At 39.9% G+C, this 24,057-nt stretch carries 23 protein-coding genes and 1 riboswitch; of the genes, 3 read left to right on the top strand and 20 right to left on the bottom strand.

The annotated features are described in order from the left end of the window. Positions 1–10: 10 nt before the first annotated feature. Positions 11–727 (bottom strand): phosphoribosylaminoimidazolesuccinocarboxamide synthase, encoded by a 717-nt coding sequence (purC, locus tag IGI64_RS05320; protein ID WP_430596479.1) that lies wholly within the window; start codon positions 725–727, stop codon positions 11–13. Positions 728–968: 241 nt separating this feature from the next. Between purC and IGI64_RS05315 the strand changes: the two genes are divergently transcribed. Next, positions 969–1,349, top strand: a complete 381-nt coding sequence (locus IGI64_RS05315) for a hypothetical protein (RefSeq protein WP_429939761.1) — start codon at positions 969–971, stop codon at positions 1,347–1,349. 165 nt (positions 1,350–1,514) lie between these two features. Here IGI64_RS05315 and purB read toward each other — a convergent pair whose 3' ends face one another. From purB to IGI64_RS05245, 14 genes are all read right to left on the bottom strand, one after another. Continuing rightward, positions 1,515–2,813: an adenylosuccinate lyase gene (gene purB / locus IGI64_RS05310; RefSeq protein ID WP_016625332.1), complete on the bottom strand. Its 1,299-nt coding sequence runs from the start codon at positions 2,811–2,813 to the stop codon at positions 1,515–1,517. Positions 2,814–2,828: 15 nt separating this feature from the next. Next, positions 2,829–3,953: a 5-(carboxyamino)imidazole ribonucleotide synthase gene (gene purK / locus IGI64_RS05305; protein WP_080120497.1), complete on the bottom strand. Its 1,125-nt coding sequence runs from the start codon at positions 3,951–3,953 to the stop codon at positions 2,829–2,831. Then, positions 3,946–4,434 carry a 5-(carboxyamino)imidazole ribonucleotide mutase gene (purE, locus tag IGI64_RS05300; protein WP_429939758.1) on the bottom strand — a complete coding sequence of 163 codons (489 nt, stop codon included), beginning with the start codon at positions 4,432–4,434 and terminating at the stop codon, positions 3,946–3,948. The genes purK and purE overlap by 8 nt, the downstream gene beginning before the upstream one ends. 192 nt (positions 4,435–4,626) lie before the next feature. Beyond that, a complete protein-coding gene (locus IGI64_RS05295; protein WP_016625336.1) occupies positions 4,627–5,934 on the bottom strand; it encodes a nucleobase:cation symporter-2 family protein in 1,308 nt (435 codons plus the stop codon). 1 nt (position 5,935) lies between these two features. After that, the gene (locus tag IGI64_RS05290; protein ID WP_016625337.1) at positions 5,936–6,517 is read right to left on the bottom strand and encodes a xanthine phosphoribosyltransferase; all 582 of its coding nucleotides are present in this window, start codon (positions 6,515–6,517) and stop codon (positions 5,936–5,938) included. A gap of 143 nt (positions 6,518–6,660) precedes the next feature. Next, positions 6,661–6,758, bottom strand: a riboswitch (purine riboswitch). Between the two features lie 305 nt (positions 6,759–7,063). Next, positions 7,064–8,344 carry a Gfo/Idh/MocA family protein gene (locus tag IGI64_RS05285; RefSeq protein ID WP_429939756.1) on the bottom strand — a complete coding sequence of 427 codons (1,281 nt, stop codon included), beginning with the start codon at positions 8,342–8,344 and terminating at the stop codon, positions 7,064–7,066. Continuing rightward, positions 8,341–8,958: a hypothetical protein gene (locus tag IGI64_RS05280; RefSeq protein WP_429939755.1), complete on the bottom strand. Its 618-nt coding sequence runs from the start codon at positions 8,956–8,958 to the stop codon at positions 8,341–8,343. The genes IGI64_RS05285 and IGI64_RS05280 overlap by 4 nt, the downstream gene beginning before the upstream one ends. Before the next feature lie 11 nt (positions 8,959–8,969). Beyond that, positions 8,970–9,806: a carbohydrate ABC transporter permease gene (locus tag IGI64_RS05275; RefSeq protein ID WP_016625340.1), complete on the bottom strand. Its 837-nt coding sequence runs from the start codon at positions 9,804–9,806 to the stop codon at positions 8,970–8,972. 16 nt (positions 9,807–9,822) lie between these two features. Continuing rightward, positions 9,823–10,704: a carbohydrate ABC transporter permease gene (locus tag IGI64_RS05270; RefSeq protein WP_429939753.1), complete on the bottom strand. Its 882-nt coding sequence runs from the start codon at positions 10,702–10,704 to the stop codon at positions 9,823–9,825. A gap of 13 nt (positions 10,705–10,717) precedes the next feature. Further along, the gene (locus IGI64_RS05265; protein WP_429939751.1) at positions 10,718–11,998 is read right to left on the bottom strand and encodes an ABC transporter substrate-binding protein; all 1,281 of its coding nucleotides are present in this window, start codon (positions 11,996–11,998) and stop codon (positions 10,718–10,720) included. A gap of 763 nt (positions 11,999–12,761) precedes the next feature. Continuing rightward, a complete protein-coding gene (locus IGI64_RS05260) occupies positions 12,762–13,451 on the bottom strand; it encodes a hypothetical protein (RefSeq protein ID WP_016625345.1) in 690 nt (229 codons plus the stop codon). A 17-nt stretch (positions 13,452–13,468) separates the two neighbouring features. Next, the gene (locus tag IGI64_RS05255; RefSeq protein WP_016625346.1) at positions 13,469–14,095 is read right to left on the bottom strand and encodes a glycoside hydrolase family 73 protein; all 627 of its coding nucleotides are present in this window, start codon (positions 14,093–14,095) and stop codon (positions 13,469–13,471) included. 4 nt (positions 14,096–14,099) lie between these two features. Further along, the gene (locus IGI64_RS05250) at positions 14,100–14,906 is read right to left on the bottom strand and encodes a M15 family metallopeptidase (RefSeq protein ID WP_429939748.1); all 807 of its coding nucleotides are present in this window, start codon (positions 14,904–14,906) and stop codon (positions 14,100–14,102) included. A gap of 40 nt (positions 14,907–14,946) precedes the next feature. Beyond that, entirely contained in the window at positions 14,947–15,456 is a 510-nt protein-coding gene (locus IGI64_RS05245; RefSeq protein ID WP_034863025.1) for a hypothetical protein, read from the bottom strand. 164 nt (positions 15,457–15,620) lie between these two features. Here IGI64_RS05245 and IGI64_RS05240 point away from each other — a divergent pair, with 164 nt between their 5' ends. Next, positions 15,621–16,586 (top strand): Gfo/Idh/MocA family protein, encoded by a 966-nt coding sequence (locus IGI64_RS05240; protein ID WP_429939746.1) that lies wholly within the window; start codon positions 15,621–15,623, stop codon positions 16,584–16,586. A gap of 111 nt (positions 16,587–16,697) precedes the next feature. Here IGI64_RS05240 and IGI64_RS05235 read toward each other — a convergent pair whose 3' ends face one another. Further along, entirely contained in the window at positions 16,698–17,291 is a 594-nt protein-coding gene (locus tag IGI64_RS05235; protein ID WP_034863027.1) for an FUSC family protein, read from the bottom strand. A gap of 101 nt (positions 17,292–17,392) precedes the next feature. Between IGI64_RS05235 and IGI64_RS05230 the strand changes: the two genes are divergently transcribed. Then, a complete protein-coding gene (locus tag IGI64_RS05230) occupies positions 17,393–18,355 on the top strand; it encodes an aromatic acid exporter family protein (RefSeq protein ID WP_034863029.1) in 963 nt (320 codons plus the stop codon). Between the two features lie 180 nt (positions 18,356–18,535). On the opposite strand, the gene IGI64_RS05225 is transcribed toward IGI64_RS05230, so the two are convergent. From IGI64_RS05225 to IGI64_RS05210, 4 genes are all read right to left on the bottom strand, one after another. Beyond that, on the bottom strand, positions 18,536–20,041 hold the full coding sequence (locus IGI64_RS05225) for a flotillin family protein (protein WP_429939743.1): 1,506 nt from the start codon (positions 20,039–20,041) through the stop codon (positions 18,536–18,538). Positions 20,042–20,055: 14 nt separating this feature from the next. Further along, positions 20,056–20,580, bottom strand: coding sequence for an NfeD family protein (locus IGI64_RS05220; RefSeq protein WP_034863034.1), 525 nt, complete (start codon positions 20,578–20,580; stop codon positions 20,056–20,058). Between the two features lie 209 nt (positions 20,581–20,789). Then, entirely contained in the window at positions 20,790–22,022 is a 1,233-nt protein-coding gene (locus IGI64_RS05215; RefSeq protein WP_429939741.1) for a class C sortase, read from the bottom strand. Between the two features lie 100 nt (positions 22,023–22,122). After that, positions 22,123–24,057 (bottom strand): SpaH/EbpB family LPXTG-anchored major pilin, encoded by a 1,935-nt coding sequence (locus IGI64_RS05210; RefSeq protein ID WP_429939740.1) that lies wholly within the window; start codon positions 24,055–24,057, stop codon positions 22,123–22,125.

Here is a 24,057-nt window from a genome sequence, read left to right as displayed (position 1 = left end):
GTAAGCTCCTTTATACTGAGATTTTTGTTAAACGCTGCAATACTTCACGATAAACTGGGACAAGATCTCCTAGTTGTTTCCGGTAATTATCTTTATCCATCGATGCGCCGGATTCTTTCTCCCATAAACGGCAAGTATCTGGGGAAATCTCGTCAGCAAGTAAGATCGTTCCATCTGCTTGTCTGCCGAATTCAATTTTGAAATCAACAAGTTCCAGACCAATTTGCTGGAATAAACGGATCAGTTCTTGGTTGACTTTTTCAGCTGCTTCTTTGATCAAGCGGATTTCTTCCGGCGCAGCGATTTTCAGAAAAGCAATATGCGCTTCATTGATAAATGGATCATCTAGCGCATCCTCTTTATAGTAAAATTCAAGAATCGGCTCAGGAAGAACGGTTCCTTCTGTGATGCCTAAGCGTTTAGAGAAACTTCCTGCAGCAAGATTTCGTACCACCACTTCTAAGGGAATAACTTCCACTTTTTTGATTAATTGTTCGGTTTTAGACAACTTTTCGATAAAGTGGTTCTCTATCCCTTTATCTGACAGATAGAGGAAGATTTCACTAGTGATTTGATTATTTAGTTCACCTTTTCCTTTGATTTCATCTTTCCGCGCACCATTCAATGCGGTTGCCTGATCCAGATACTCTGCCCAGATTACCTGCTCTTCATCTGTCGCATATAGTTTTTTTGCTTTCCCTTCATACAGCAATTGCCCTTTTTTCACGCAAACCTCTCCTTAATCACTTACATTTAGATGGATGACCTTCGATTCATTCGTCTTTTCACTTTTGATTTTACCAATCACTCTTTTTTTTAGCAACACAATTCTTTACGATTATAATAAAATTTTCACAAACGTTCGTGTTTCACATTTTTCTATTTTTAGAAATACAAAGCGTTTACACAGACAAAAGTTAGTGGTATAGTACATATAACAGCCCGATAGCTAAAGGAGGCATTCGTCAATGAACGATACGGCACAGACAGCTCAACAATTTTTAGAAGAACTCAGCATGGAAGAGCGCGCTTGTTTATATAACGATCTTCTAGCAATCAAAGAGGTCTATCAATGCAATAAAAACACCAGCTTCTATACTTTCCGCAAATGGAAACGTGCGGCAAAACGTTATACTGAATGCCGGAAACGAACATTGCATTACCTTACACAGACCAATCATGAGCTGAAGATCCATCAAATCCATGAACAAAAATTGTTCAAGAACCAATATCGAATCCAAATCATTTTTGATGATCAAGAATTCAATTTTGATTTCGTTGAGAAAATGTTGAATTTTTTAGATTCTTCTTATTTCACTTCTCAACCTGTTCACCCAATTTATGCGTAACCTAACCCATCCGTAAAACCAACGGATGGTTTTTTTGTTGCCGAAAAGCATTCCTAATTATTCATTGATTTGTTTGGCTTACTTTAATCCAAAATCACTAACGGATAGACAAAAAAACGGCCGCTTCTCAGCGGTCGTTTCCTTTTTTTATTGATTTAGAAAAAATTATTCTCCAAGTCCCACACGATTGAAAATCGTATCGACATTTTTCAGGTGATGATTATAATCAAATGCATCATCTAAATCTTCTTTTGATAAAACAGATGTTACTGCTGTATCCTCTTCAAGCAATGGACGGAAATCTGTTTGGTTATCCCAAGCATAAGCCGTTTTCGGTTGCACAAGATCATACGCTTCTTCTCTTGTCATCCCTTTATCGATCAATTTCAGCATCACACGTTGGCTATAGATCAAGCCGTATGTTGCTTGCATATTACGTTTCATGTTTTCAGGGAAGACTGTTAGGTTTTTAACGATATTGCCAAAACGATTCAACATATAGTTCAATAAAATCGTTGTGTCTGGCAAAATGATTCTTTCCGCTGAAGAATGAGAGATATCACGTTCATGCCATAAAGAGACATTTTCATAAGCTGTTATCATATGGCCGCGGATTACACGTGCTAGACCAGACATGTTTTCTGAACCGATTGGATTTCTTTTATGCGGCATTGCAGAAGAGCCTTTTTGTCCTTTTGCAAAAAATTCTTCTACTTCTCTTGTTTCCGATTTTTGCAATCCTCTGATTTCAGTAGCAAAGCGTTCAATACTTGTTGCAATCAATGCCATTGTTGCAAAATATTCTGCGTGCAAATCACGAGGAAGGACTTGGGTCGACACTTCTTGCGCGCGGATACCTAATTTGTCACAAACATATTCTTCGATATACGGAGGAATGTTGGCAAAAGTTCCCACAGCACCAGAGATTTTCCCTGCTTCTACACCTTTTGCTGCATGTTCAAAACGTTCGATATTTCGTTTCATCTCAGAATACCAAGTCGCTAATTTCAACCCAAATGTCGTTGGCTCTGCGTGGACACCATGCGTTCTGCCCATCATTACAGTATATTTGTGTTCTTTTGCTTTTTCGCCGATGATCTCAGTGAAACGTTTCAAATCGCCTCTTAGAATGTCGTTCGCTTGTTTGATCAAATAACCGTAAGCAGTATCCACGACGTCTGTACTTGTCAAACCATAGTGGACCCATTTGCGTTCTTCACCAAGTGTTTCAGAAACTGCACGCGTAAATGCAACGACGTCATGACGTGTTGATTTTTCGATTTCTAAAATACGTTCGATATCAAAAGAAGCATTTTCGCGGATTTTCTTCACGTCTTCTTTTGGGATTTCTCCTAATTCAGCCCAAGCTTCATCTGCTAAAATCTCCACTTCAAGCCACGCTTGGTATTTATTTTCTTCTGTCCAGATATTTCCCATCTCTGGACGTGTATAACGTTCTAACATGTTTGTTTTTCTCCTTTAATCCCAAATATCTGTTTGGTAGATTTCTTCCAAAGTCTCATAGACATTTTCAGTCAAAATAGTGATATGTCCCATTTTGCGGCCTTTTTTTGCTTGGCTTTTTCCATAAAAATGGAATTGCCAATCTGGCTTTTCACTAATCAATTCACGGCTGTCTCTTAAATCTTCACCTAAGATATTGACCATGACCGCATCGCTCAGAAGACGGACTTTTTTCGGCAATGGCCAGCCGCAGATTCCGCGAATATGTGCATCAAATTGGCTCATAGAACAAGCTTCGATCGAGTAATGACCCGAATTATGAGGACGTGGTGCTAATTCATTGACGTACAATCCGCCTGCTTTTGTCAGGAACATCTCAACTGCCAACACACCGGAAAGATCCACAGCTTCCGCAATGACTTTCGCGATTCGTTCTGCTTCTTCGATAACATCGGCAGAGATTCTCGCAGGTGCGATCGTTTCATGAAGGATATTGTTGCGGTGAACATTTTCTACTACAGGGAACGTTGTATATTCTCCTTGTCCATTTCCTGCTACCATGATAGAGATTTCTTTCTCAAACGGTACCCAAGCTTCTAGTACGCAAGTTCCTTCGCGAAGCAGATCCATTGATGGCGCTAAGTCCGCTCGGCTGTATAAAACATATTGGCCTTTCCCATCGTATCCGCCTCTTGTTGTCTTCAAAACACAAGGATAGCCGATACCGTCGATTGCATCTTGGATATCGGTTGGACTAACAATCGTTGAATAAGGAGCAATCACGATATTATTGGATTCTAAAAATGATTTTTCTAATAAGCGATCTTGGGTAATAGCCAGCAAATCTGTCCCCTGAGGTACGTCCGCTCGCGATAAAATACCATTCAGCGCTTCTACGCTGACATTCTCGAATTCATAAGTAATCACTTCTGTACGACGCGCCAGCTCTTCTAAAGCAAACATATCGTCATAATTTCCTTCAATATGCCAATCTGCTACTTGTGCAGCTGGGCAATCATCTACTGGATCAAGTACTCCTACTTTAAATCCCATTTCTTTTGCACTGATCGCCATCATCCGGCCTAATTGTCCGCCGCCGACGATACCGATCGTCGCTCCTGGCAATAATGGTTTAACCAAGTTGATCACTACTTTCCTTAACAGTTTCAGCCATCATTGAACGCCTTTTGGCTAATTTAGCTTCTATCTCTAAATCATACATTGAAAGCATCTGCGCCGCAAGTAGTCCAGCGTTAATTGCACCAGCTTTTCCGATCGCTGTGGTTGCAACTGGGACTCCTCCAGGCATTTGTACGATTGAAAGCAGAGAATCTAATCCATTTAATGTTCGTGATTGGACAGGAACACCAATCACTGGTAATGTCGTTTTTGCTGCGACCATCCCAGGAAGATGAGCCGCTCCTCCTGCACCAGCAATAATCACTTTGATGCCTCTTCCTCTTGCTTCTTCTGCATGTTGGAACATCAGATCTGGTGTACGATGCGCAGAAACAACTTTTTTCTCATATGGAATCTCTAATTCTTCTAAAATCTCGCAAGCAAATTTCATCGTATCCCAATCTGAGATACTCCCCATAATCACTGAAACTTTTTCAGACATTGTTTTCTCCTCTCGTTTTCTACGTCTTTATTTTAACAAGGTGCTTTTTTGACGTCAAACAAAAATCGAATATTAAACAAACAATAATATTTATCGTTCGTATTTTTCCGTAAAAGAAATAAAAAAGGCTGGAAGCAAAAGCATCCAACCTTTTTCTGAAATAATTTTCTTGCTTTTTGACTATTTATCAACCTATTTGCTTAACGCTTCTTTGATGATTTCTTCGTCTTCTTTCAGACCATTGAACATCAGATTCAAGACGATCGCTGTGATACTGCTCATAACGATGCCGTTTCCGGTAAACATTTGAACTGTTTCAGGCAATTTGCTGAATAGTTCAGGCATGATATTGAATCCCAGACCAAAAGCGATCGAAACAGCAATAATCAGTAAGTTTTTATCATTTTCGAAATTGACTTTTGATAACATCCGGATACCTTGGATTGCAACCATCCCAAACATCACTAGCATCCCGCCGCCTAATACAGGTTCAGGAATGACTTGAGCGATTGCGCCGATTTTAGGGAATAAACCTAAGATAATCAAGAAGAAAGCTGAAAAGTAAATTGGTTTTCTTGTTTTGATACCTGATAATTGAACAAGACCAACATTTTGTGAAAACCCAGTGTATGGGAATGTATTGAAAATACCGCCAAGAATAACGGCAAGTCCTTCTGCACGATAGCCGCGTTTCAATTCTTCTTCACCAACATTTTGTCCAGTAATGTCGCCAAGTGCAAAGTAAACACCTGTTGATTCGACCATACTAATGATTGAAATGATGATCATCAATAGGATCGACCAAACGTCAAAAGTCGGCATTCCAAAATAGAAAGGTTGCGGAACGTGAAAAACTGGTGCATGTCCAATCGCAGTAAAATCGATCTCGCCCATCAAGCCAGCTAAAATACTGCCGCCAGCCAAGCCGATCAATACAGCAATCGAACGCATAAATCCTTTAGCAAAAATCTGTACACCGATAATCAAAGCAATCGTAATAAATGCTAATAACAAGTTTGTTGAATCTCCAAAAGATGGATCAGCTGCACTGCCTCCGCCCATTTTTTCAATTGATACAGGAATCAGTGTCAAACCAATAACTGTAATCACCGTACCTGTGACAAGAGGAGGAAAAAGTTTTTTGATTTTTGAAAAGAAACCGGCAATCAATACAACGAAAATACCTGAAGCAATGATTGAGCCGTAAATTGCTCCAACACCTTTATCTGAACCAATCAAAATCAAAGGAGCTACTGCTTGGATCGCACAGCCCAAAACGACTGGAAGACCAATACCGAAAAATCGATTGACTGTCAGCTGCAATAATGTAGCCAATCCGCACATGAAAATGTCGATCGAAATAAGATACGTCATTTGTTCTTGATTAAAACCTAATCCAGTACCAATCAATAAAGGAACCGCAACAGCTCCGGCATACATCGCAAGTAAATGCTGAAGACCTAGGACTGCGGCTTTGCCGTTTTGTGTTTCGTTCTCCACCTTACGCGTCCTCCTTCAAAAACTCAACTTGACCATTTGTCAATGAAGCGATACGAGCTAAGGAAACGACTTTCAAGCCCATATCTTCTAATAATTGGCGTCCATCTTGGAAAGATTTTTCGATGACGATCCCAATACCTTCAACGCTTGCTCCAGCTTGTTGGCATAGTTCGATCAATCCTTTAGCAGCTTGTCCGTTTGCCAAAAAGTCGTCAATGATCAATACTTTGTCTTCTTTTGATAGGAATTTTCTTGAGATTGAGATTGTGCTAGTCACTTGTTTGGTGAATGAATAAACAGAAGCTGTCAGTAATTCTTCATCCATCGTCAAACTTTTCGCTTTGCGGGCAAAGATCATTGGTACATCTAATTCTTTAGCAGCAAATAAAGCTGGTGCGATTCCAGAAGCTTCGATCGTCACGACTTTAGTGATTCCTTGATCTTTGAAAACTTCTGCAAATGTCTGACCCATTTTTTCCATCAAGAAAGGATCCACTTGGTGAGTGACGAAACTATCGACTTTTAAGACTCCTTCGCCCAGCACGCGGCCGTCTTTCTGGATTCGTTCTACTAATTCTTTCACTTTTATTTACCCCTTTTCATGTAATGATTAACTAAACAATAACGACTCTTTTAGAAAAAGTCCAATTATCTTGTTTCCCAACTAGATAATCTTGTTATCTTAAATAAAGAAAAAAACACCTTTTTACCTATCCAAAGTAAAAAAGGCGATCCTTTTTTACTTATAGTCCGATGTTCACGGCATCAGGTAGAGACTGTCGACCATATTACGACAATATATAAGTAGTTTTTATCTTATGTAACTTTACGTAAACCGGTTAACGATGATTCCCGCTAACCATTCTATTTGACTGCTTTCAGCAAATATTGAGGTTAGTCTAACATTACTTTCTGAAATCGACAACACATTTGCAGAAATTTTTTCCCAAAATCTAATGTTTTTTATTTTATTCTTTGTTTTGTTCGTTTTTTACGGAGAAATCGTTCGGTTTTTCTGGATCAAAGAAAAAAGAGAGAGGGTTTCATTCCCCTCTCTCTTCTTCATCTGCACTATTTTGACTTTCAGATCGTGCGTTTATTTTTCTAAGGATAAATATGCTTTACTTATTTACCGCAGCAGTTCTTTGACGTGTATCGCCTGACCCGAAGCAATCGAGCGGTTCGCTGCAATTCCTGTCAAAATCGACATCACGCCATCGATATGAGTGGCTGCACGGTTCCATTCGTCAAAAGAAGCAATTCCGAACAAATCATCCAGCAATAGCGGATCACCGCCGCCATGACCTCCTTTGCCCTCTTCCAGCTCGATTTCATACGGCTCCGCAAACATTGGGTGGACTTGGATCGTTTGTTTGACCAACGCGCCTTCATCCTCCTGTTCGCCACCTGCATTAATGTAAGATTTTTCAACGATTTTCATTTCGATTCGCCCTTTGCTGCCGTTCAATGAAACATTGAATCCTTCCCATGGCATGTAGGCGTTCAGTGAATAGGTCAAAATCGTACCAGAATCATATTTCACCGTTACGCCTAATGTATCTTCAATCGATATATCATCAGAAAAAACACTTCGATCTCTAATATATCCACTGTCTTTTTCTGCTTTCAGATACATTTCCCGCAGTTCTTCATTTGATTCTAAATCAATAGAAAAAGGATCTTTTTCAGCATCTGGATTTTCCAAACTCCGGCTGTAAAATTCTTCGACGCCTCTTTTTTCTGCATTTTGCATACCATAAAAATTCAAATCACCAAAGGCAAAAACGGTTTTTGGCTGACTGCTCAGCCAAAAATTGACTAAATCGAAATGATGCGTCGATTTATGGACTAATAATCCGCCGCTGTTGTATTTATTACGATGCCATCTTCTGAAGTAATCCGCACCGTGCTGGGTATTCAATAACCATTCAAAATGGATCGAGAACACCTCTCCGATAACATCATTATGGATCAATTCTTTGATTTTCGTATTGTGCGGTGCATATCGATAATTGAAGGTCACTCGCAGTGATTTCCCTGTTTTCTTTTGCACATCAAGGATTTCTTGCGCTTTTTCTTCATCGATCGTCAGTGGTTTTTCGCAGATAACGTCACATCCTTTTTCCATCGAACGAATAATATAGTCATGGTGGGAGCGGTCAACTGTGGTCACGATCACACAATCAGGTTCAAGTTCGTCCAGCATCTTCTCAAATTCTGTATATTTATATGCAGGCACTTTTTCTTGTCCGTATGTTTCAGAAAGGATCCTATTTGCATAATCCATCCTTGTTTGGGAAATGTCGCAAAAACCAACGATTTCACTCGTTTGACTATAGATCGAAGCGATTGCCTCATAAAAAAACCGAGCTCTCCCACCGACACCGACTTGTACATATCTCTTTTTCATCCTTCTGCCTCCTTTGTCTTGATATGTGCTGTTAAAACGAACGGTATTCCAGGATAGAACAAAATCAAAAGCCAGCTATCGATTTGTTCTATCCCGAAAAAAACCAGCAGCATTACGAGATACCATAAAACGATTTTTCTTTGTTTCACTAAAAACCAAGCATTTCTTTTCAACAAAACGATCAGCTTTTCGTCATTTTTTTCATATAAATCAAAAAGCGTTCCTAGATACACATGTAGCAAAACAAGTGCAAAAAACAGCAGTGTCGGCAAAAAAACGAATTGCCGCTGAACCAGCAGAAAGTAGTACAGATTAGCAACTAAGATCAAAATACCGATGCACGCGAACAAATGGATCATCAGCCATTTCTTGACTCCTTCTTTTGACAGCAGATGTCTCTCCTCTGAAAGATAGACGATGATCAAATAGGAACTTATAAGAAGTGAACAAAAGTATAACAGTCCAATAGTCAAAATAGGCATCGTTCGTCCTGGCATTTGTATTAGTGTAAGCAGCATGAACAAACCATTTCCCAAGAGACTGGATACAAAAATTCGGCTGATGTGATCAGTGATTTTATATAAAAGCATGTCTTCGATCATCTTGTCTTTCATCTGAACAACTCCTAATCTTTCAGGCCGCTTGTACTGATTCCTTGTACCAGATATTTATTAAAGAATAAAAAAATCAAGAAAACTGGTAAAAGCGATAAAGTCGACATTGCGAACATGCTCGCATAAGAAGTACTGGAACCCGCATCTGCAAAAAGCTTGATTGCAATAGAAACTGTGTAGCTTCGCGGACGATTCAAATAAATCAGCGGTCCCATAAAATCATCCCATTTCCAATAAAATTGGATAATGATCGTAGTGATGACAGCTGGCTTCAGCAAAGGAAAGATGATTTTTGTAAATACCGTATACTTGCTGCAGCCGTCAATAATCGCAGATTCATCTAATTCTTTTGGGATTCCTACCATAAATTGCATGATTTGATAGATAAAAAATGCTTGTCCAAAAAAATGCGGCAAAATCAATGGTACATATGTCCCTACCAAATTCAGCTGGTTATAAATGATAAACTGAGGAATCAAAATAACTTGTGCCGGGATCATCAGCGTAATGAGCATTACAACAAACCAGAATCGGCGGCCTTTGAACTCGATGCGCGATAATGCATAGGCGATACATGCAGAACTCAGCACTGTTGCAACTGTTGAAATCGACGCGATAATAAATGAATTTTTAAAAAAGGTGAAAAAAGAGATACCAGCGAAACCAGCCCAGCCTTCTGCATAATTTTCCCACTGAAAGAATTCTGGTATCAAGCTCAGAGAACCGCTCAAAATCTCATTATCTGTTTTGAAGGAACCTGCGATCATCCACAATACCGGATAGATCATTACAAAACCTAACACTAAAATAAATGTATACTGTGCTGCTTTTCCTATTCTTTTTTTCATTGCTTGCCTCCTGCCATTACACGACTACCCACTTTTTAGATGATTTGAAGATAAGAAACGTGACTGCTCCCATAATCAGAAGCATCACCCAGGAAATCGCACTTGCATACCCCATCGAATTGAAGGAGAACGCTTGATTGTAAACATAAAGTGCGTAAAAATTCGTTGCATCATTTGGACCGCCTTGTGTGATGATAAACGCTTGCGTAAACGTCATAAAACCTGCAATCGTCTGCATCACTAGATTATAGAGAATAATCGGCGACAAAAGCGGCAAGGTTATTTTGAAAAACAGATGAAGTCGATTCGCACCATCGATTTTCGCTGCCTCATAGTAAGAAGCCGGGATTTCTTTGATTCCTGCGGCAAAAATAATCATGGCAGAACCGAATTGCCAGGCAGACATCAAAACTAAAGGAATCATAACTAACCGCTGATCACCAAACCAAGCAAGGGGTTCAACTCCTAGCCGTTCCAAAAGGAGGTTGATCAGCCCATTCCTAGAAAATAATTCTTTCCAAACAAGCGCAACAGAGATACTGCCGCCAATCAAACTTGGGATATAATAAAGCGATCGGAAAAAAGTCGTTCCCTTGATTTCTCGTGTCAGCAAGTAGGCGATCAGCAAACCAAAAATCAATCTTACAGGTACAGAAATCAATACAAAAATAAACGTGACCTTGATAGAATTAATAAAACGTTCATCTTGGAACATTCGGATATAATTATCGAAACCAATCCAGTTGGCTGGATTTCCTAGTCTGTAATCTGTGAAAGAATAATAAATCGACAACATCATCGGAATAACCGTGATCAGTAAAAAACCAATAATGAAAGGTGCCGCAAATGTATATCCGACAACGTTATCTTTGTTCATCCATTTTTTCAATTTTTCCATAACTGCCGCCACCTCATTCTAAAAGATCCGAAGCAAAGGTAAAGATGCTTTCCGCTGCTTCTGCTGGTGTCAGCTCTTCAAAAATCACTCTTTCGATCAGCAGATTATACTGATTTTGGATTTCAGGATTCAAGGCGCTGTCAAAGACATTCACTGCGCCATTGTCTAATTCCGACACAGTCTCAAGATATTGGAACGTCCCCATAATTGCCGGTTCACCGGTTTCAGCTAAACGCTCACGGATATGACTCATGATCGGCACGCCTCTTTCCCCATTTAAAATCAGATTTGCTTCTTCATTATTGGTGATAAAATCAATGAACTTTGCCGCCTCTTCCTTATGAGCAGAGTTTTCTGCGATACTGAACATTTGGGAAGAACGGACGGGCAGCCCAGCTTCGCCATCTGCTCTTCTTCTCGGCGGATTGATCAGTTTGATCTCTGCTTCTTCCGGAGCCCCAGACATCAAATCAGAAAGCTGATTGCTTGCAATAAAGACCATTGCCGCTCTGCCATCTCTGACCGCTTGAAAAGCCAGATCGATATTGACATCGATTTCTCCCGGCAGCGGATATGCCCCTATGTCTACTAGATTTTTCCTCATAGCGAAATAATTGGTCAAAAGAGTTGGATCATCAAATCCGAGTCGTTGCGATAAACTCTCTTTATCATAAAAATTCAACCCTTTTTCTTCTTGTGCTACTTGCAAGATTGCACCAGGGATAAAATCTTCGAAACGCGAGATTGCATAGATTCCTAATCCATCAACGATCTGGGTACTGATGTCTTCAAATTCCTCCCACGTCCAGTCCGTTTCTGGTTCAGGAATGCCTAACTGGTCGAATATCGCTTTGTTATAAGCAATCGCAAAAGAATTCACACCTGCAGAAATCCCGACAAGCTGACCATCATATGTCGTTGTTGCCAAATATGTGTCGTCTGTATTCGATATATCGATCAAACCATCTGCAACATAATCATCTAACAGCTCGATTTGATTGATGTATTGAGGAAACTGATTATCCAGCTGAAAAACATCCCAAATATCATCAGATGCTGCCAAAGTTCCTAATTTCGTGTAATAACCTTCATAGTCATAAAATTCAAATTCGATTGAGATATGCGGATTTTCTTGTTCAAAAAGTTCGATCACTTGGACCGTCGCATCATGTCTCACCTGTGATCCCCACCAAGCCATATTCAATGTGACTTTGCCGTCATCTCCGCTGCGGCACCCAACTAAAAAAATCGTTAATACTGCTAGTAAAAATAGAAGTGTTTGTTTGCGTTTCATACTCTTTCTCCTTTTGCTGAATAGGATTGCCCGTTGCAATATACACAGGCAGTAAGGAAAGCAGTCCTTCTGCACAGCAGATCGAAACCGTCATCTGCAGACGGATAAATTTGTTGTTTGCAGCTATACACTTTTATGCATAGGAATAAAAACTAAAGGCTTGCGCTTTCTCTGCCTAGGATGAGAAATGCCAACACTTTTTGCCAGATGATCGGACAGAGCTGGTTTTCTTTTTGCGAAATGTCTTCCTGCACATGCATTGACTGAGGGGCCTATTCGAATATTTACGCAAAAAGAAAAAGGATATCAGACAACTGTCCAATATCCTTGACATAGCGAAATAAGCATGCGCCAACCTGCAAATTCTCCTAAAAAACATACAAAAACAGCTAGTAATTCTGTATAAAATTAGGTACAATATACACGTTGATGCACAAGCATTGACTATGGCAACTTGATTGGTCAGTTACCGCTGACTTTTCAAGGCCCTCCAGCTTAGCTGCTTACTATGCTGGAGGGTGCCTTTTTTTTAGTTTCTATTCGTTTTCATTTTATAGAAAGCGCTTTGATAAATCAAGGAAATCCAGCAAAAAAATAATTTAATAACAAGCTCAAAAAACCGCTCCTTTTAATAAGGAAAACTGCATAAAAAAACAAAACTTTTTTACATTGACGTCTGACTAAATTTCGAAAAATTTGGTTTAGACAAAAAGAAGCCGGATTTTTCATCCGGCTTCTGCTTTTTTCTGAGAAAATACTTTTATCAGATTTTCTTCTTATTCTTCTTTTCTGCTTCCCGATACTTTTCCATCTTTCTGCTGAAAAGTTCACCATTGCTTGGCGGCGTGTAAGTGATGGCATTTGCACCAGCTTTGATCGTCTCCAGAATCGTTTTTTCTTCTGAACCGCCTGTTGCAATAATTGGAAGCTCAGGATACTTTTCTCTGAAATAACGAACAGTTTCTGCTGTTTCTTTTCCCGCACTGATATTGATGACCGATACGCCAGCCTCTAATTTTTCACCGATTTCTGCATACTTGGAAGCTACAGTGCTGATGACTGGTATATCTACCACTTGACAGACTTCCCGAACAGTATCGACTGGTGTAGGTGCATTTAAAACCACGCCTAGCGATCCTTGCGCTTCTGCAAACATACTCATATACGTAGAGCGTGCACCTTGCGTCAAACCGCCCCCCACTCCGGAGAATACAGGGATATCCGCAGCTTCAATGATGCTTTTCGTAATGGCAGGATGCGGTGTGAAAGGATAGACAGCAATCACTGCATCTGCATTTGTATTCCGCACGATAGCGATATCTGTCGTAAAAATGATCGAGCGGATCTTTTTCCCAAAGAATTTGATCCCGCTCGCTTCTGAGATGACTTCCGGAACTCTCACGATATCCCGTCTTAATTCAGTCATGATTTCTGGAACAAATTGATCTGCCATTGCCTCACGCCCTTCTTTTAACTGCGCTGGTCATATTTATCCAGCTGATAGGTCTCGATTACATGTATGATTTTTTGTGCATAGGTCGGATCTGTTGCGTAACCTGCATCTTGCAACGCTTGTGCTGCTTCTTGATAATTTGCAGCCGTCAGTACACGTTCATATAATGCGGGATTCCAATCGACTCCTTGGACAAAAAGCTGTGTATGGTCATTCATCGAATCTTCCCAAGAATCATACACTCTGAAATCACCTTGGATCGTGATCCACTCTTCGTTAACGAACTCTTTTGTCTCAAGGTTGACTTTATTCTGACTGCCGTAAGCTTTGATACCGAACAAATTATTGTATTTGCTGGCTAAAGTACTGTTTCCCCAATCAGATTCCAAGATGGCTTGTCCTAAAATGATACTAGGCAAAACACCATATCCTGCCTGTAATTCTTGTGCATGCGGCACCAACTTGTCAATAAATGCTTGATGCGACAACTGTTCTTGCGCTTCTTGATCTTGGATCGGCGAACTGATCAAACTTCGCAATGAAAAAACAAATGCGAGCAGGATCAGAAAGACACCAGCTAAAATCGCCAGCTTTCGTGCACCTTTCGCTTTTCTTCGTTTGTACTTTTTTATAACTTCATTCACTTCCTCACTTCTTCAACTTGTCTAGATACTCTTCCAACGTCAAATCATGTTCCGTGATGTATTTTGCACTTTCTTTTCCGACATAGCGCAGATGCCATGGTTCATAGGTGATTTTTGTAATATCTTCCCGACCATTTGGATAACGCACGATGAACCCATATTTCGGTGCATTTTCTGCAATCCATTTTGCACCAGGCTGATCGCCGTAACTTGCATCTAGGACTGTCGAAGTATAATTGTTATACCAGTCTTGATCGACAACATCGACAGCTAATCCTGTATGATGCTCGCTGTAGCCCGGCTCTGTCATCGTCAATTTTGTTTCTGTTGTTGCTTCTTCTTCTGTCACACCTTTTTGCGCCATCACTTCTTGGACGTGCTGAGTAAAGACTTCTTGTTGTGAAGAAACAGAACGATACGCAGAAACCATAGCTAAAGGAAAACCAGCTTCTGATGCTGCATTTGCAAATGCTTTGTAATCTGCTTCCACTCGTTTGTCGATCAAATAGCCGTTGTCCAGAGAAACCAATTGTGTCGATTCATCGATTTCTTTTTCCAGTTTATGATCTGGTCCAACTAATACCAGCTGCCAATCATCTGGTGAGACATCTGGCAGATCTGATTCTTTTTCTTTGGTTGATTCAGTCGTACTTGCTTCTGAAGAATCTTTTTTTGCTGTTGTTTCTGATTGCTTTGTGTCCGTTGCTCGCACTGCGTCTACCTCTGCGCTTGAGGAAAATTCATTCACTACAAGATATCCCATCGCGCCGATCATGATGACCACAGAAGCGATTCCCAAAATTTTGTTCACTTATAAAACCTCTCATCTTTTCTTTACGATCCCAGAAAAATCATTGGACATATGTTTCTTCCAGATTGTTGTTCACCCAATCTAAAAGCTCCACTTTTTCTCCTTCGATCTGCTGCTGGACGATTGCCGGCAGCCGGAAATTCAAAATATCGTCATAACCCCATTTATCATATTGAATACTGACTTTTAAGTCAAGGTAATTCACAGGCTGATTTCCTTCTAAAGGCAAGATTTCTGCTGTTCCAGCTCCGCTTGTCAGCCATTTTTGCGCAATCTTTGTTTTGGTTTGCTTATACTCTGCCACCGCCGTCGTCCGTTTTTCAGGAAAAATGATTGTTTGGCGCAGCATTTTCTGTACAAGCATCCATTCATAATCGCTGAAAAGATTTTTCACTTTTTGCATGGCTTCAGGGGTCAAGTTTCCTTCACCTTTTTTCCAGTGATTCCATTCTTCCTCATTTACCAGAAGATAGTCCGTCAAAAATTTTTGTTCAGTCTCAAACTGTTCCAAAATAACATTCATTATAAGATCGATATATACTTGATGCACAGCTATCCCTCCTTTCTTTTTATTCTACTTAAGTTCTAGGTAAAAATCATCTTTCAACGTCCATTTTTCAATTTTTTTAACGATTTAAAGCTTCCTTTCTAAAGTTGACCTGCTTATTTGTTATACTAACGGTGTAATCAATTGTTTTTAAGGAGAGTGTCTATATGAAGAATTACCAATGGGGGATCATCGGCCTTGGGAGTATCGCGCATGAATTTGCCAGCAGTTTTGATCAAGCATCAAGTTCTCTTACCGCTGTTGCCTCCAGAACGCTGGAAAAAGCGCAAAAATTTGCAGAAAGCTATCGTATCCCTAAAGCTTACGGAAGTTATGAGGAAATGCTAGCTGATTCAGAAATCGATATTATCTACGTGTCTGTTCCTAATCGTCAACACAAAGAACATATTTTGAAAGCGCTGAACGCCGGCAAACATGTTTTATGCGAAAAAGCGATCACGATGGATGAAGCCGAGCTGGCAGAAGTTATGAAAACAGCTGAACAAAACGGGCTGATTTTGGCAGAAGCCATGACGATTTTCAATATGCCTCTTTATCAAAGCTTGCGTTCATTGATTGACTCTGGAAAACTTGGCAAATTAAAAATGATCCAAGCACCATTCGGCAGTTACAAAGAACCAGATCCGACCAACCGTTTCTTCAATCCTGAATTAGCCGGCGGTGCGTTATTGGATATCGGAACTTATGCTGTCTCATTTGCACGCTTTTTCATGACTTCGCAGCCAGAAGTGATTGCTTCGAATATGCTGCCTTTCGAGACAGGTGTAGATGAACAATCTGTGACGATTTTGCGCAATACAGAAAATGAAATGGCCTCTGTCACATTGACTTTCCAAGCAAAAATGCCAAAAGTCGGAATTGCAGCTTTTGAGAACGGCTATATAACGATCACTGATTATCCTCGTGCTGACAAAGCTGAGATCATCTATACAGATGGCACGAAAGAAATGATCGAAAGCGGAAGCAGCCAAGAAGCACTAAACTATGAAGCAGCAAATATAGTCAAAATGATCGAGGGAGAATTGCCGAACCGTTCGCTTTTCTTAACGAAAGATGTTATTACCATTTTAGATAAGATGCATCAGCTTTGGCAAGCCGATAGGAACGCTTAAAAAGAATAAAAACAAAGAAGCTGTTTTTGAAAAACGGCTTCTTTTTTATGTTATTTTTGTATAGAAAGTGTACTAAAAAATCACATTCTGCAATCCTTGATATGTAGCTCTTTATTTCCCATTTCGTTCATCGATCTGTTTTTGGACTTCGCCCAATTCTTCTTTCAGTTTGGCTTCTTTCTCTTGCAAAACAGCAATATCTTCTGCCAGTTCTTCTTTCTTTTCATCTTCCGGCGGCCGTACGACGAAATTGATACCAACGGCGATAAATGTCCCGATAAAGGTGTCAAATACTCGCTGGACCGTATATAATACCGACTCCCCTTGCGGAATACTCAACGTGATCAAAAGCAGCGCCGCAATCGAAGCGATGATACCCGCGTTATTTCCAATGCCGTCAGAAACAACGATTGCAACCAGGACTAAAATCGGCAATACGATCAATTCGACCATAAAATCGTTATGGAAGTGTTCTAAAATAAGGAAATAAATAACCGCTAATAAGCCGCCTAAAGTATTTCCGATGATTCTTGACCTGCCGAAAGAAACTGTTGATGTGAGATCTTGTCTTAAAGAAAATACCGCTGATAAAGCAGCGATCATGGGCGTACCGCGTTGAAAAATATGAAAAAATAAAATACATAAAAAAACCGAAAATGCGCTTTTAAAGGTTCGCATTCCTAAGCGAAAACGGCCTATTTGCATAAAAATCCCCTTTCATCCTTTTTAATATCATAACTAAAGTCGATAAATATTGCTAGTTTTTAGTAAAGTTTAGTATAATCCTAAAAAAGGAGGAGAAGTATGTGCGAATCGGTATGCGTACAATCAAAACAGTTATCAGCGCACTCTTAGCAATGCTCGTTGCAAGCGAGCTTTCACTTCTTTACTGGCCTTCAGCCGGTATTATAGCTGTTTTGAGTGTTGGAAATACAAGACGTTCTTCCTTGATGGTTGGTGTCTATCGTTTAGCTGCGTTTATTTTAGCAACAATTGCAGCATTTATCAGTTTTTCTTTGGCTGGCTATACAACGTTAGGATTTGGGCTCTTTTTGCTCGTTTTCATCCCTATCGCTGCTCAGCTGAAATTAACAGAAGGAATCGTCGTCAATTCTGTTTTAGTCACCCATTATTTAAGTGCCCAAACTATGAACTGGCCGCTGATTGGCAATGAAGCGGGTCTAATGGTTCTTGGTGTAGGTTTCGCATTGATAGCAAACATCTATATGCCTGATAAAAGAAAACAGTTACTTGAAAATCAGGAAATCATTGAAGAAAAGTTCCGGGATATTTTGCAGGAAATGGCTTTTGCCTTATCGACAGAGAAAAAAGGAACGATTCGCGGACATTGCGAAGAACTGCTGGTCTATGTGCGGAACAGCCAATCAGAAGCGCAAAAATACCAAGAAAATTACTGGTTGAAAAGTAATGTTTACTATGAGACTTATTTCTCGATGCGGCGGGCTCAAATCAATGTTTTAAAAAATATGCTGGGCAATCTCCAACGCATCAAAGAACCAGGTCTCTATGGGAAATATATCAGCGAGCTGCTGGCTTTCACAGCAGAAACGTTCGCAGAAGCAAATGATGGCGCAGCAATTTTAGCGCGGATCGATGACGTATACAAACGTTATCGTGAGATGCCGCTTCCTGTCCATCGTTCTGAGTTTGAAGATCGGGCAGAGTTGTTCCAGTTTCTGCAATCTTTCAGAAGTTTTATCGAAATCAAGGCGGAGTTTGCGCAAGTGCATTCGGAGAAGAGGTTGTGAAAGAACTGCTTCGCTCCGAGCATTAAAGAAGAATTTCGTAAAACAGCTTTCCATGTTTTAACGGATCTGAAAGCCAACTTTGCAGAACTATAAGCTCAATATTTTTTCTGCAATGTATCATCACCTCTTATCTCAAAAGAATAAAAAGGGCTGCAGCAAAAGCTGCGGCCCTTTTGTTATTTATTCTTCCATATCGGCTTCACTTGGATATTCGGGTTCCGGTGAAACAGATGGCGAAACTTCGGTCGGTTTCGACGTACTTCCTGTTGCTAGATTTTCAATCAATTGTTTGATGTCTAAACCAGTTGTTTCTTTTAGTGTTTCTTGTGTTGTCGTTAATAGATTGGTCGCGTAATTCGACACGCGGTTTGCTCCGCCATTGCTGCCAGAACCGCTGCCTGTATCGACGACAGAGATTTTTTCGATATTTCCCAGTGGTTGTGCTGCTTCTTTCATCAATTGCGGCAGCATTTCGATCACCATGCTTAAAACAGCAGCTTCGCCATATTCTTTGAATGCATCGGCGATTTTTTGTTTTGCTTCTGCTTCTGCTCGACCTTTTGCCAAGATAGATTCAGATTCTGCTTGACCAGAAAGTCGTGTTTTGTTAGCTTCTGCTTCAGCTAATGCTTCGACACGGAATCGTTCTGCTTCGGCATCAGCTACTTCTTTCGCTTTTTGAGCTAATGCTTCTTGTTCTTTTGCATAACGGTCCGCATCTGCTTTTTTCTTCACTTCAGAATCATATTGTTTTTCTCTGCGGATGATTTCTTTTTCTTCTAATTCAATTTGTTTTTGTCGTTCAACGACTTTGACTTCCATCTCTTGTTCAACGACCTGTTGTTGTGCCCGAGCACTTTCAAGATTATAAGCTTGGTCCGCTTTCGCTTTGGCTACATCTTGTTCTTGTTTGTAAGCTGCCAGTTTCAATTCTTTTTCTTTCAATGATTCCGCAATTTCTGTTTGTCGTTGAAGTTCAGCTGCTTGCGATTCTTTTTCAGCTTCTGCTTTTTTGATCCGTGTTTCCTTCAATGCTTCCGCTTCGGCGATTTCTGCATCTCGTTTGACTTGGGCGATCCGCGGTTTACCTAGCGAATCCAAGTAGCCGTTTTTGTCTCGAACTTCTTTGATTGTAAAGGAAACAATAATCAGGCCCATTTTAGCTAAATCGACAGAAGCAACTTCTTGGACACTTTGACTAAATTTATCACGGTTTTGGTAAATCTCTTCGACTGTCATCGAACCTAAGATCGAACGAAGATGCCCTTCTAAAACTTCTCGTGCTTCATTCTCTAATTCTTCACGTGTTTTCCCTAAAAATTGTTCAGCTGCAGTCGCGATTTCTTCAACGGATGAACCGATTTTGATGATCGATGTGCCATCACACATGACTGGAACACCTTGCTCCGTGTACACTTCTGGCGTAGAGACATCCAGTTTGCTTGACAAAAGACTGATTCGATTCGACCGTTGGAAGACTGGCAATACGAACGCCCCGCCTCCTCTGACGATTTTGATTTTGTTATTGCTTTCGTCAGCATGGACATTCTTCTTTCCTAAATAACTTCCGCTGATGATCAATGCCTCATCGGGTTTTGCAGTTTGATATTTTGAAACAAAAACGATCAGCAGCATCAATAAAATCAATACAACTATTCCTATAGGTATCAAAGCACTTGGTATCATATCTTTCTTCCTTCCTATCCTTTTAATATTCCTTTGTAAGGTACAACATAACAAATACGTTCATTCACTTCGATGATCAAAACTTCTGTACCGCGTTCGGCTGCAGTCTCTTGAGGAGAATAAAAACACGCTGGTCGGCTGATTGAACCGGTTACATTCTTTAATTGGACTTCTCCCATCCCGCTTACAGGAATCGGCGTCAAGACTAGAGCAACTCGGCCTTCCAAATCTTTTTCTGAAGAAGACAGGGTTGATTCAGCATGCTTCAACGGCATCAGCACATAAAAATTCAATAAAAAAACCAGGATCGTCGAAATAATAACACTAACCACTAAAATAATCGTTGATGAAAACTCTGTAAAATGTTCTCCTAAGTAGCCGAATAAACTTGTAAAAGCTAACCAGGGAACAACCAGCATTGGGTCAAGCGCTCCATCAAAGTCCAGAACATCGCCAAAAATAACTAGAAGCAATGCAAGTCCAGCACAAATCAGCAATGTATACCAATAAATCGTTTCGTACGGAATTCCCCCTAACATGACCACACCTCCTACTCTCTCTTCTTCTATCATACCAACACTTCAAAGAACTGTATAGGTAAAAATGACGCTATTTATCGAAACCTTATCAATCTTATTTTTTTGCGGATTTCGCAAAAAATCCCAGAGACAAAAATAAAGTCGTTTTTTGTCTCTGGGAGTATAAATTATAGGATACAAAAAGTCAGGGTGTATTTCTTCAGCAAGACCTAATGACTTTTCTTCTCTTTTTCTAGATCTATTTTCGGGTAGACCAAATAGATTTCATCGTCTTTTATCTCTACTTGTCCATTGAACTTTTTACGGAAAATAAAGTGGAAATGTGTTTCTTTCGGCGATTTCAACAAGATTCGTACAGCTGCTTGTTTGTCCATTTCTTTTGGTATCAACCAATATTTTCCGCCTTTAAGCTGCTTGATTTCTGCCAAACCAGATTGATCAGTCGTCAAATCAATTGGTTTTCCATCTCGCCGCATTTGTTTTTTTCCGCGAGCATTCATCAACGAGAAAACTTGTCCAGTCATCGGTTGATTTTTTTCATCCATAGCATAAAAACGTAAATCGATTCTACGACTTGCGATTCGAGCAGCTAAGATACGGCGATAAATAGCCCAGCCTGCCGCCAGTAAAACTAAAATCCCGCCAACAATCAACAGCAATAATTTATGTTTTTTCCACCAGCTGCTGTTCTCGATCTTTTTATCCATTTTCTTGGCGTTATATGGGATTCGGTGACCTGTCACTAATAAACGCTGTGTATTAACCATATAAGGCGTACAAGTCATTAGTGTAATCAAATCACGCCCAGGCTGGATGACCATCGTTTGTGTATCTGTCGGTTCGATTACTTGGATTTTTTCGATTTGATACGCATGGCGTTCATCATTGATATCTATATAAAACTGGTCATTGACTTTTAATTTCGGCAAATCAGTGAACAATGTTGCTTCTGGCAAACCGCGATGGGCGGAAATAACGGAATGCGTGCTTTTTCCCCCAACTGGATAACTCGTTCCCTCGAGCAAAGCTGCTCCTTTTTGCAAGGTAAAATCATTTGTTTCGTCAAAAACCGGCAGATCCACAGAGATTTTTGGGATACGGATTACAGCAATTGTATGCTTTTTATAATAATCGACACTTTTCTTTTTTACTTTTTTGTCCTGGTTCACTGCTTGATCAAAGCCGCTCATACCAGGATTGTTGCCTTTTTCAGCCAACTCTTTGTTTTTCTTTTCCATTTCTTGTTTTGCTTTTTCACTCGCTTGATGGTTTTCTTGATTGGCCTTTCCTTGATAGTAAGTAATCAGCTGCTGGTCAAGAAAATCGTTCAAGGTATCTTGGACAAATGGATAAAGAAAGATTCCTGCACCAATGACTAAAAGTAGGACCATCAGTGTATCCAGCAAACGCCGCATTTTCCGGCTTTTTGTTTTTTTGGTCATGCTTCACCCTTCTTTTTACTGTTTGTATCTATTTTTTAAAAGAGGCTGGGACATTCGTCAGCCAGCCTCTTATATTTATTTACTCTATTTTCGTACTATTTTATGCGTTCAAATGATCGCGTTTCTTGAAGTAGAAAACAGCAATACCAATGATTGCAAGTCCGCCAAGTACGTAGGCAAAGATACCGATGCCCCCAGTATGAGGTAAGATACCTTTTTGTGTATTCACGACTGTCAATACTTGTTGTGCGTCGCTGTAGCTTGTTTCTGTTACTTTGAATTCTGTGTATGGTTGTGCTGGTAATTGATAATCTGCAGGTGCTTTAACTTCTTTCAAGTTGTAATTTCCAGTTGCCAAACCGATAACTTCAAAAGCACCATTTTCATCAGAAGTTAAGATTTTTGCATCTTCTGGGACAGATGTTCCATCATATTTAGCCCAAGTATCGTTGATTGTACGGTACTCATCTTTTTTCTCGTTAAGAACTAAAAATTCTGCTCCAGCTAATGTTTTGCTGTCGTCATAGGCATCTTTTTTCACAAATTTTTTCCCGTAAGTATCAACTGTTTCATTGTCATGTTTCGTATGATGATTGTTGTCAAAGTCGATTTCATTGTTTACGTCAACTTCAGGTTTTGTACCAGGTTTTAATTTCATTTTGTAAGTAAATGTAATATAGTTTCCAGCATTCGCTTTGATAGCAGCCATATCATTTACATTTGAAGTGAAATCAAAACTAAATCCTGGTGTTTCAGCAGCTGCTTTTGTTTCTAAAGCAGTGATCTCATCGCCATTTTCTGAGACGATAGATGCTGTGATCGTAGAAAGTTCATCATCAGATAACATTTCTAATTGTGCGTCTGGTGTATCGACTAAGGCAAATTCTGTGTATGTGTCGATATCGTCTGGAATCAATTGTTTAACTGTAAAACTGAATGCTTGGTTGTCATCGACATCTGTATCATTTGCTTCTTTTTTAGGAGAAGGAACTTGATAGTTGTAAACTTTTGCTTCACTTGATGGGTCTTCGTTTTTATCAAAACTGCTTGTTTTTGTGATTTGTCCATTTTCTACAGTAAAAGTAATTGCATTTGCTGCATGGCTTGACGCATGGTAATCATCTACGGTTGTTCCATCTGCTGGAATGGCATTTCCATCGCTTCCGATTTCTTCAAATGTATACGTACCGTTCGGCAAAGCTAATCCTTGAGAGAAAAGTTCTTTTGTTGATACTTTACCATCTGCATCCGAAGTGAAGACTGCTGCATTGGCATCTGTTGCTGTCGTTACATCAAAAGTAGGCAAAACATCATTTGCCAATTCTTTGTTTAAATAGTTTCCATCTTGGTCTTTCAATACAAATTTTGCATTTGCAAGAGGTGCAATCGAATCATCTTCTTTGACACCTTCTTTGACAAAGTCAAAATCAGTTAGGTTCAATGTGTTTTTTGGAAATAAGTTTACTTCGCTTAAAGGCGTTGTTCCATCTTCTTCATAAAAAGGTAATGAAACCACTAGATTTGCTGCCGCTACAACATCTCCGTTGTCATGGTTTTCAACAATGACGTAGACTGCATTTTCTTCTTTTTCAGTACCGTCGCTTAATTTGACAGTTGAAGTAACAGGTAAGTTTGCTGAAGTTAAACCATTGTTATCTGTTGCAGCAAATGATGTTGTTTTCTCACCTAGATCTGATACTTGTTTTTGACCAAGTTCAGCGAAAGCTTCATCTACAGATTTACCTGCTTGACGCAAATCAGTATATAACTGAGTGACATCATAGGCAGTAAATTCGATGCCTTGAAGTGGTTTACCGCCATTTTCTGTTGCAATACTGCTTTGATCAGAACCATCATTCAAGATCAAGTCAGGAGATGGTGCTGTTTCAAATGCGTATTTATGCAATGTGACTTTCTGTGTGTCGTTTCCTTCTGCAGAAACTTTGACTGTTTGCATTGCGCTGCCTACACCTAATACGATCATTAGTGCTAGCAACCAGCCGAATACTACTTGGATAGCAGATTTCTTATTCAT

Source organism: Enterococcus sp. DIV0210g (assembly GCF_050559705.1).
Lineage (GTDB): Bacteria > Bacillota > Bacilli > Lactobacillales > Enterococcaceae > Enterococcus_B > Enterococcus_B faecalis_A.
Note: the sequence above shows the minus strand (reverse complement) of the source record. Positions and strands in the feature narration are given on the sequence as shown.

What these genes read in the sequence shown, in the direction of transcription:
- IGI64_RS05225 (WP_429939743.1), bottom strand. Translation starts at nt 20,041, where the DNA reads ATGATACCAAGTGCTTTGATACCTATAGGAATAGTTGTATTGATTTTA.
- IGI64_RS05210 (WP_429939740.1), bottom strand. Translation starts at nt 24,057, where the DNA reads ATGAATAAGAAATCTGCTATCCAAGTAGTATTCGGCTGGTTGCTAGCA.
- IGI64_RS05280 (WP_429939755.1), bottom strand. Translation starts at nt 8,958, where the DNA reads ATGAAAGACAAGATGATCGAAGACATGCTTTTATATAAAATCACTGAT.
- IGI64_RS05260 (WP_016625345.1), bottom strand. Translation starts at nt 13,451, where the DNA reads ATGGCAGATCAATTTGTTCCAGAAATCATGACTGAATTAAGACGGGAT.
- IGI64_RS05270 (WP_429939753.1), bottom strand. Translation starts at nt 10,704, where the DNA reads ATGGAAAAATTGAAAAAATGGATGAACAAAGATAACGTTGTCGGATAT.
- IGI64_RS05315 (WP_429939761.1), top strand. Translation starts at nt 969, where the DNA reads ATGAACGATACGGCACAGACAGCTCAACAATTTTTAGAAGAACTCAGC.
- IGI64_RS05285 (WP_429939756.1), bottom strand. Translation starts at nt 8,344, where the DNA reads ATGAAAAAGAGATATGTACAAGTCGGTGTCGGTGGGAGAGCTCGGTTT.
- purE (WP_429939758.1), bottom strand. Translation starts at nt 4,434, where the DNA reads ATGTCTGAAAAAGTTTCAGTGATTATGGGGAGTATCTCAGATTGGGAT.
- purB (WP_016625332.1), bottom strand. Translation starts at nt 2,813, where the DNA reads ATGTTAGAACGTTATACACGTCCAGAGATGGGAAATATCTGGACAGAA.
- IGI64_RS05220 (WP_034863034.1), bottom strand. Translation starts at nt 20,580, where the DNA reads ATGTTAGGGGGAATTCCGTACGAAACGATTTATTGGTATACATTGCTG.
- IGI64_RS05240 (WP_429939746.1), top strand. Translation starts at nt 15,621, where the DNA reads ATGAAGAATTACCAATGGGGGATCATCGGCCTTGGGAGTATCGCGCAT.
- IGI64_RS05265 (WP_429939751.1), bottom strand. Translation starts at nt 11,998, where the DNA reads ATGAAACGCAAACAAACACTTCTATTTTTACTAGCAGTATTAACGATT.
- IGI64_RS05215 (WP_429939741.1), bottom strand. Translation starts at nt 22,022, where the DNA reads ATGACCAAAAAAACAAAAAGCCGGAAAATGCGGCGTTTGCTGGATACA.
- IGI64_RS05275 (WP_016625340.1), bottom strand. Translation starts at nt 9,806, where the DNA reads ATGAAAAAAAGAATAGGAAAAGCAGCACAGTATACATTTATTTTAGTG.
- IGI64_RS05235 (WP_034863027.1), bottom strand. Translation starts at nt 17,291, where the DNA reads ATGCAAATAGGCCGTTTTCGCTTAGGAATGCGAACCTTTAAAAGCGCA.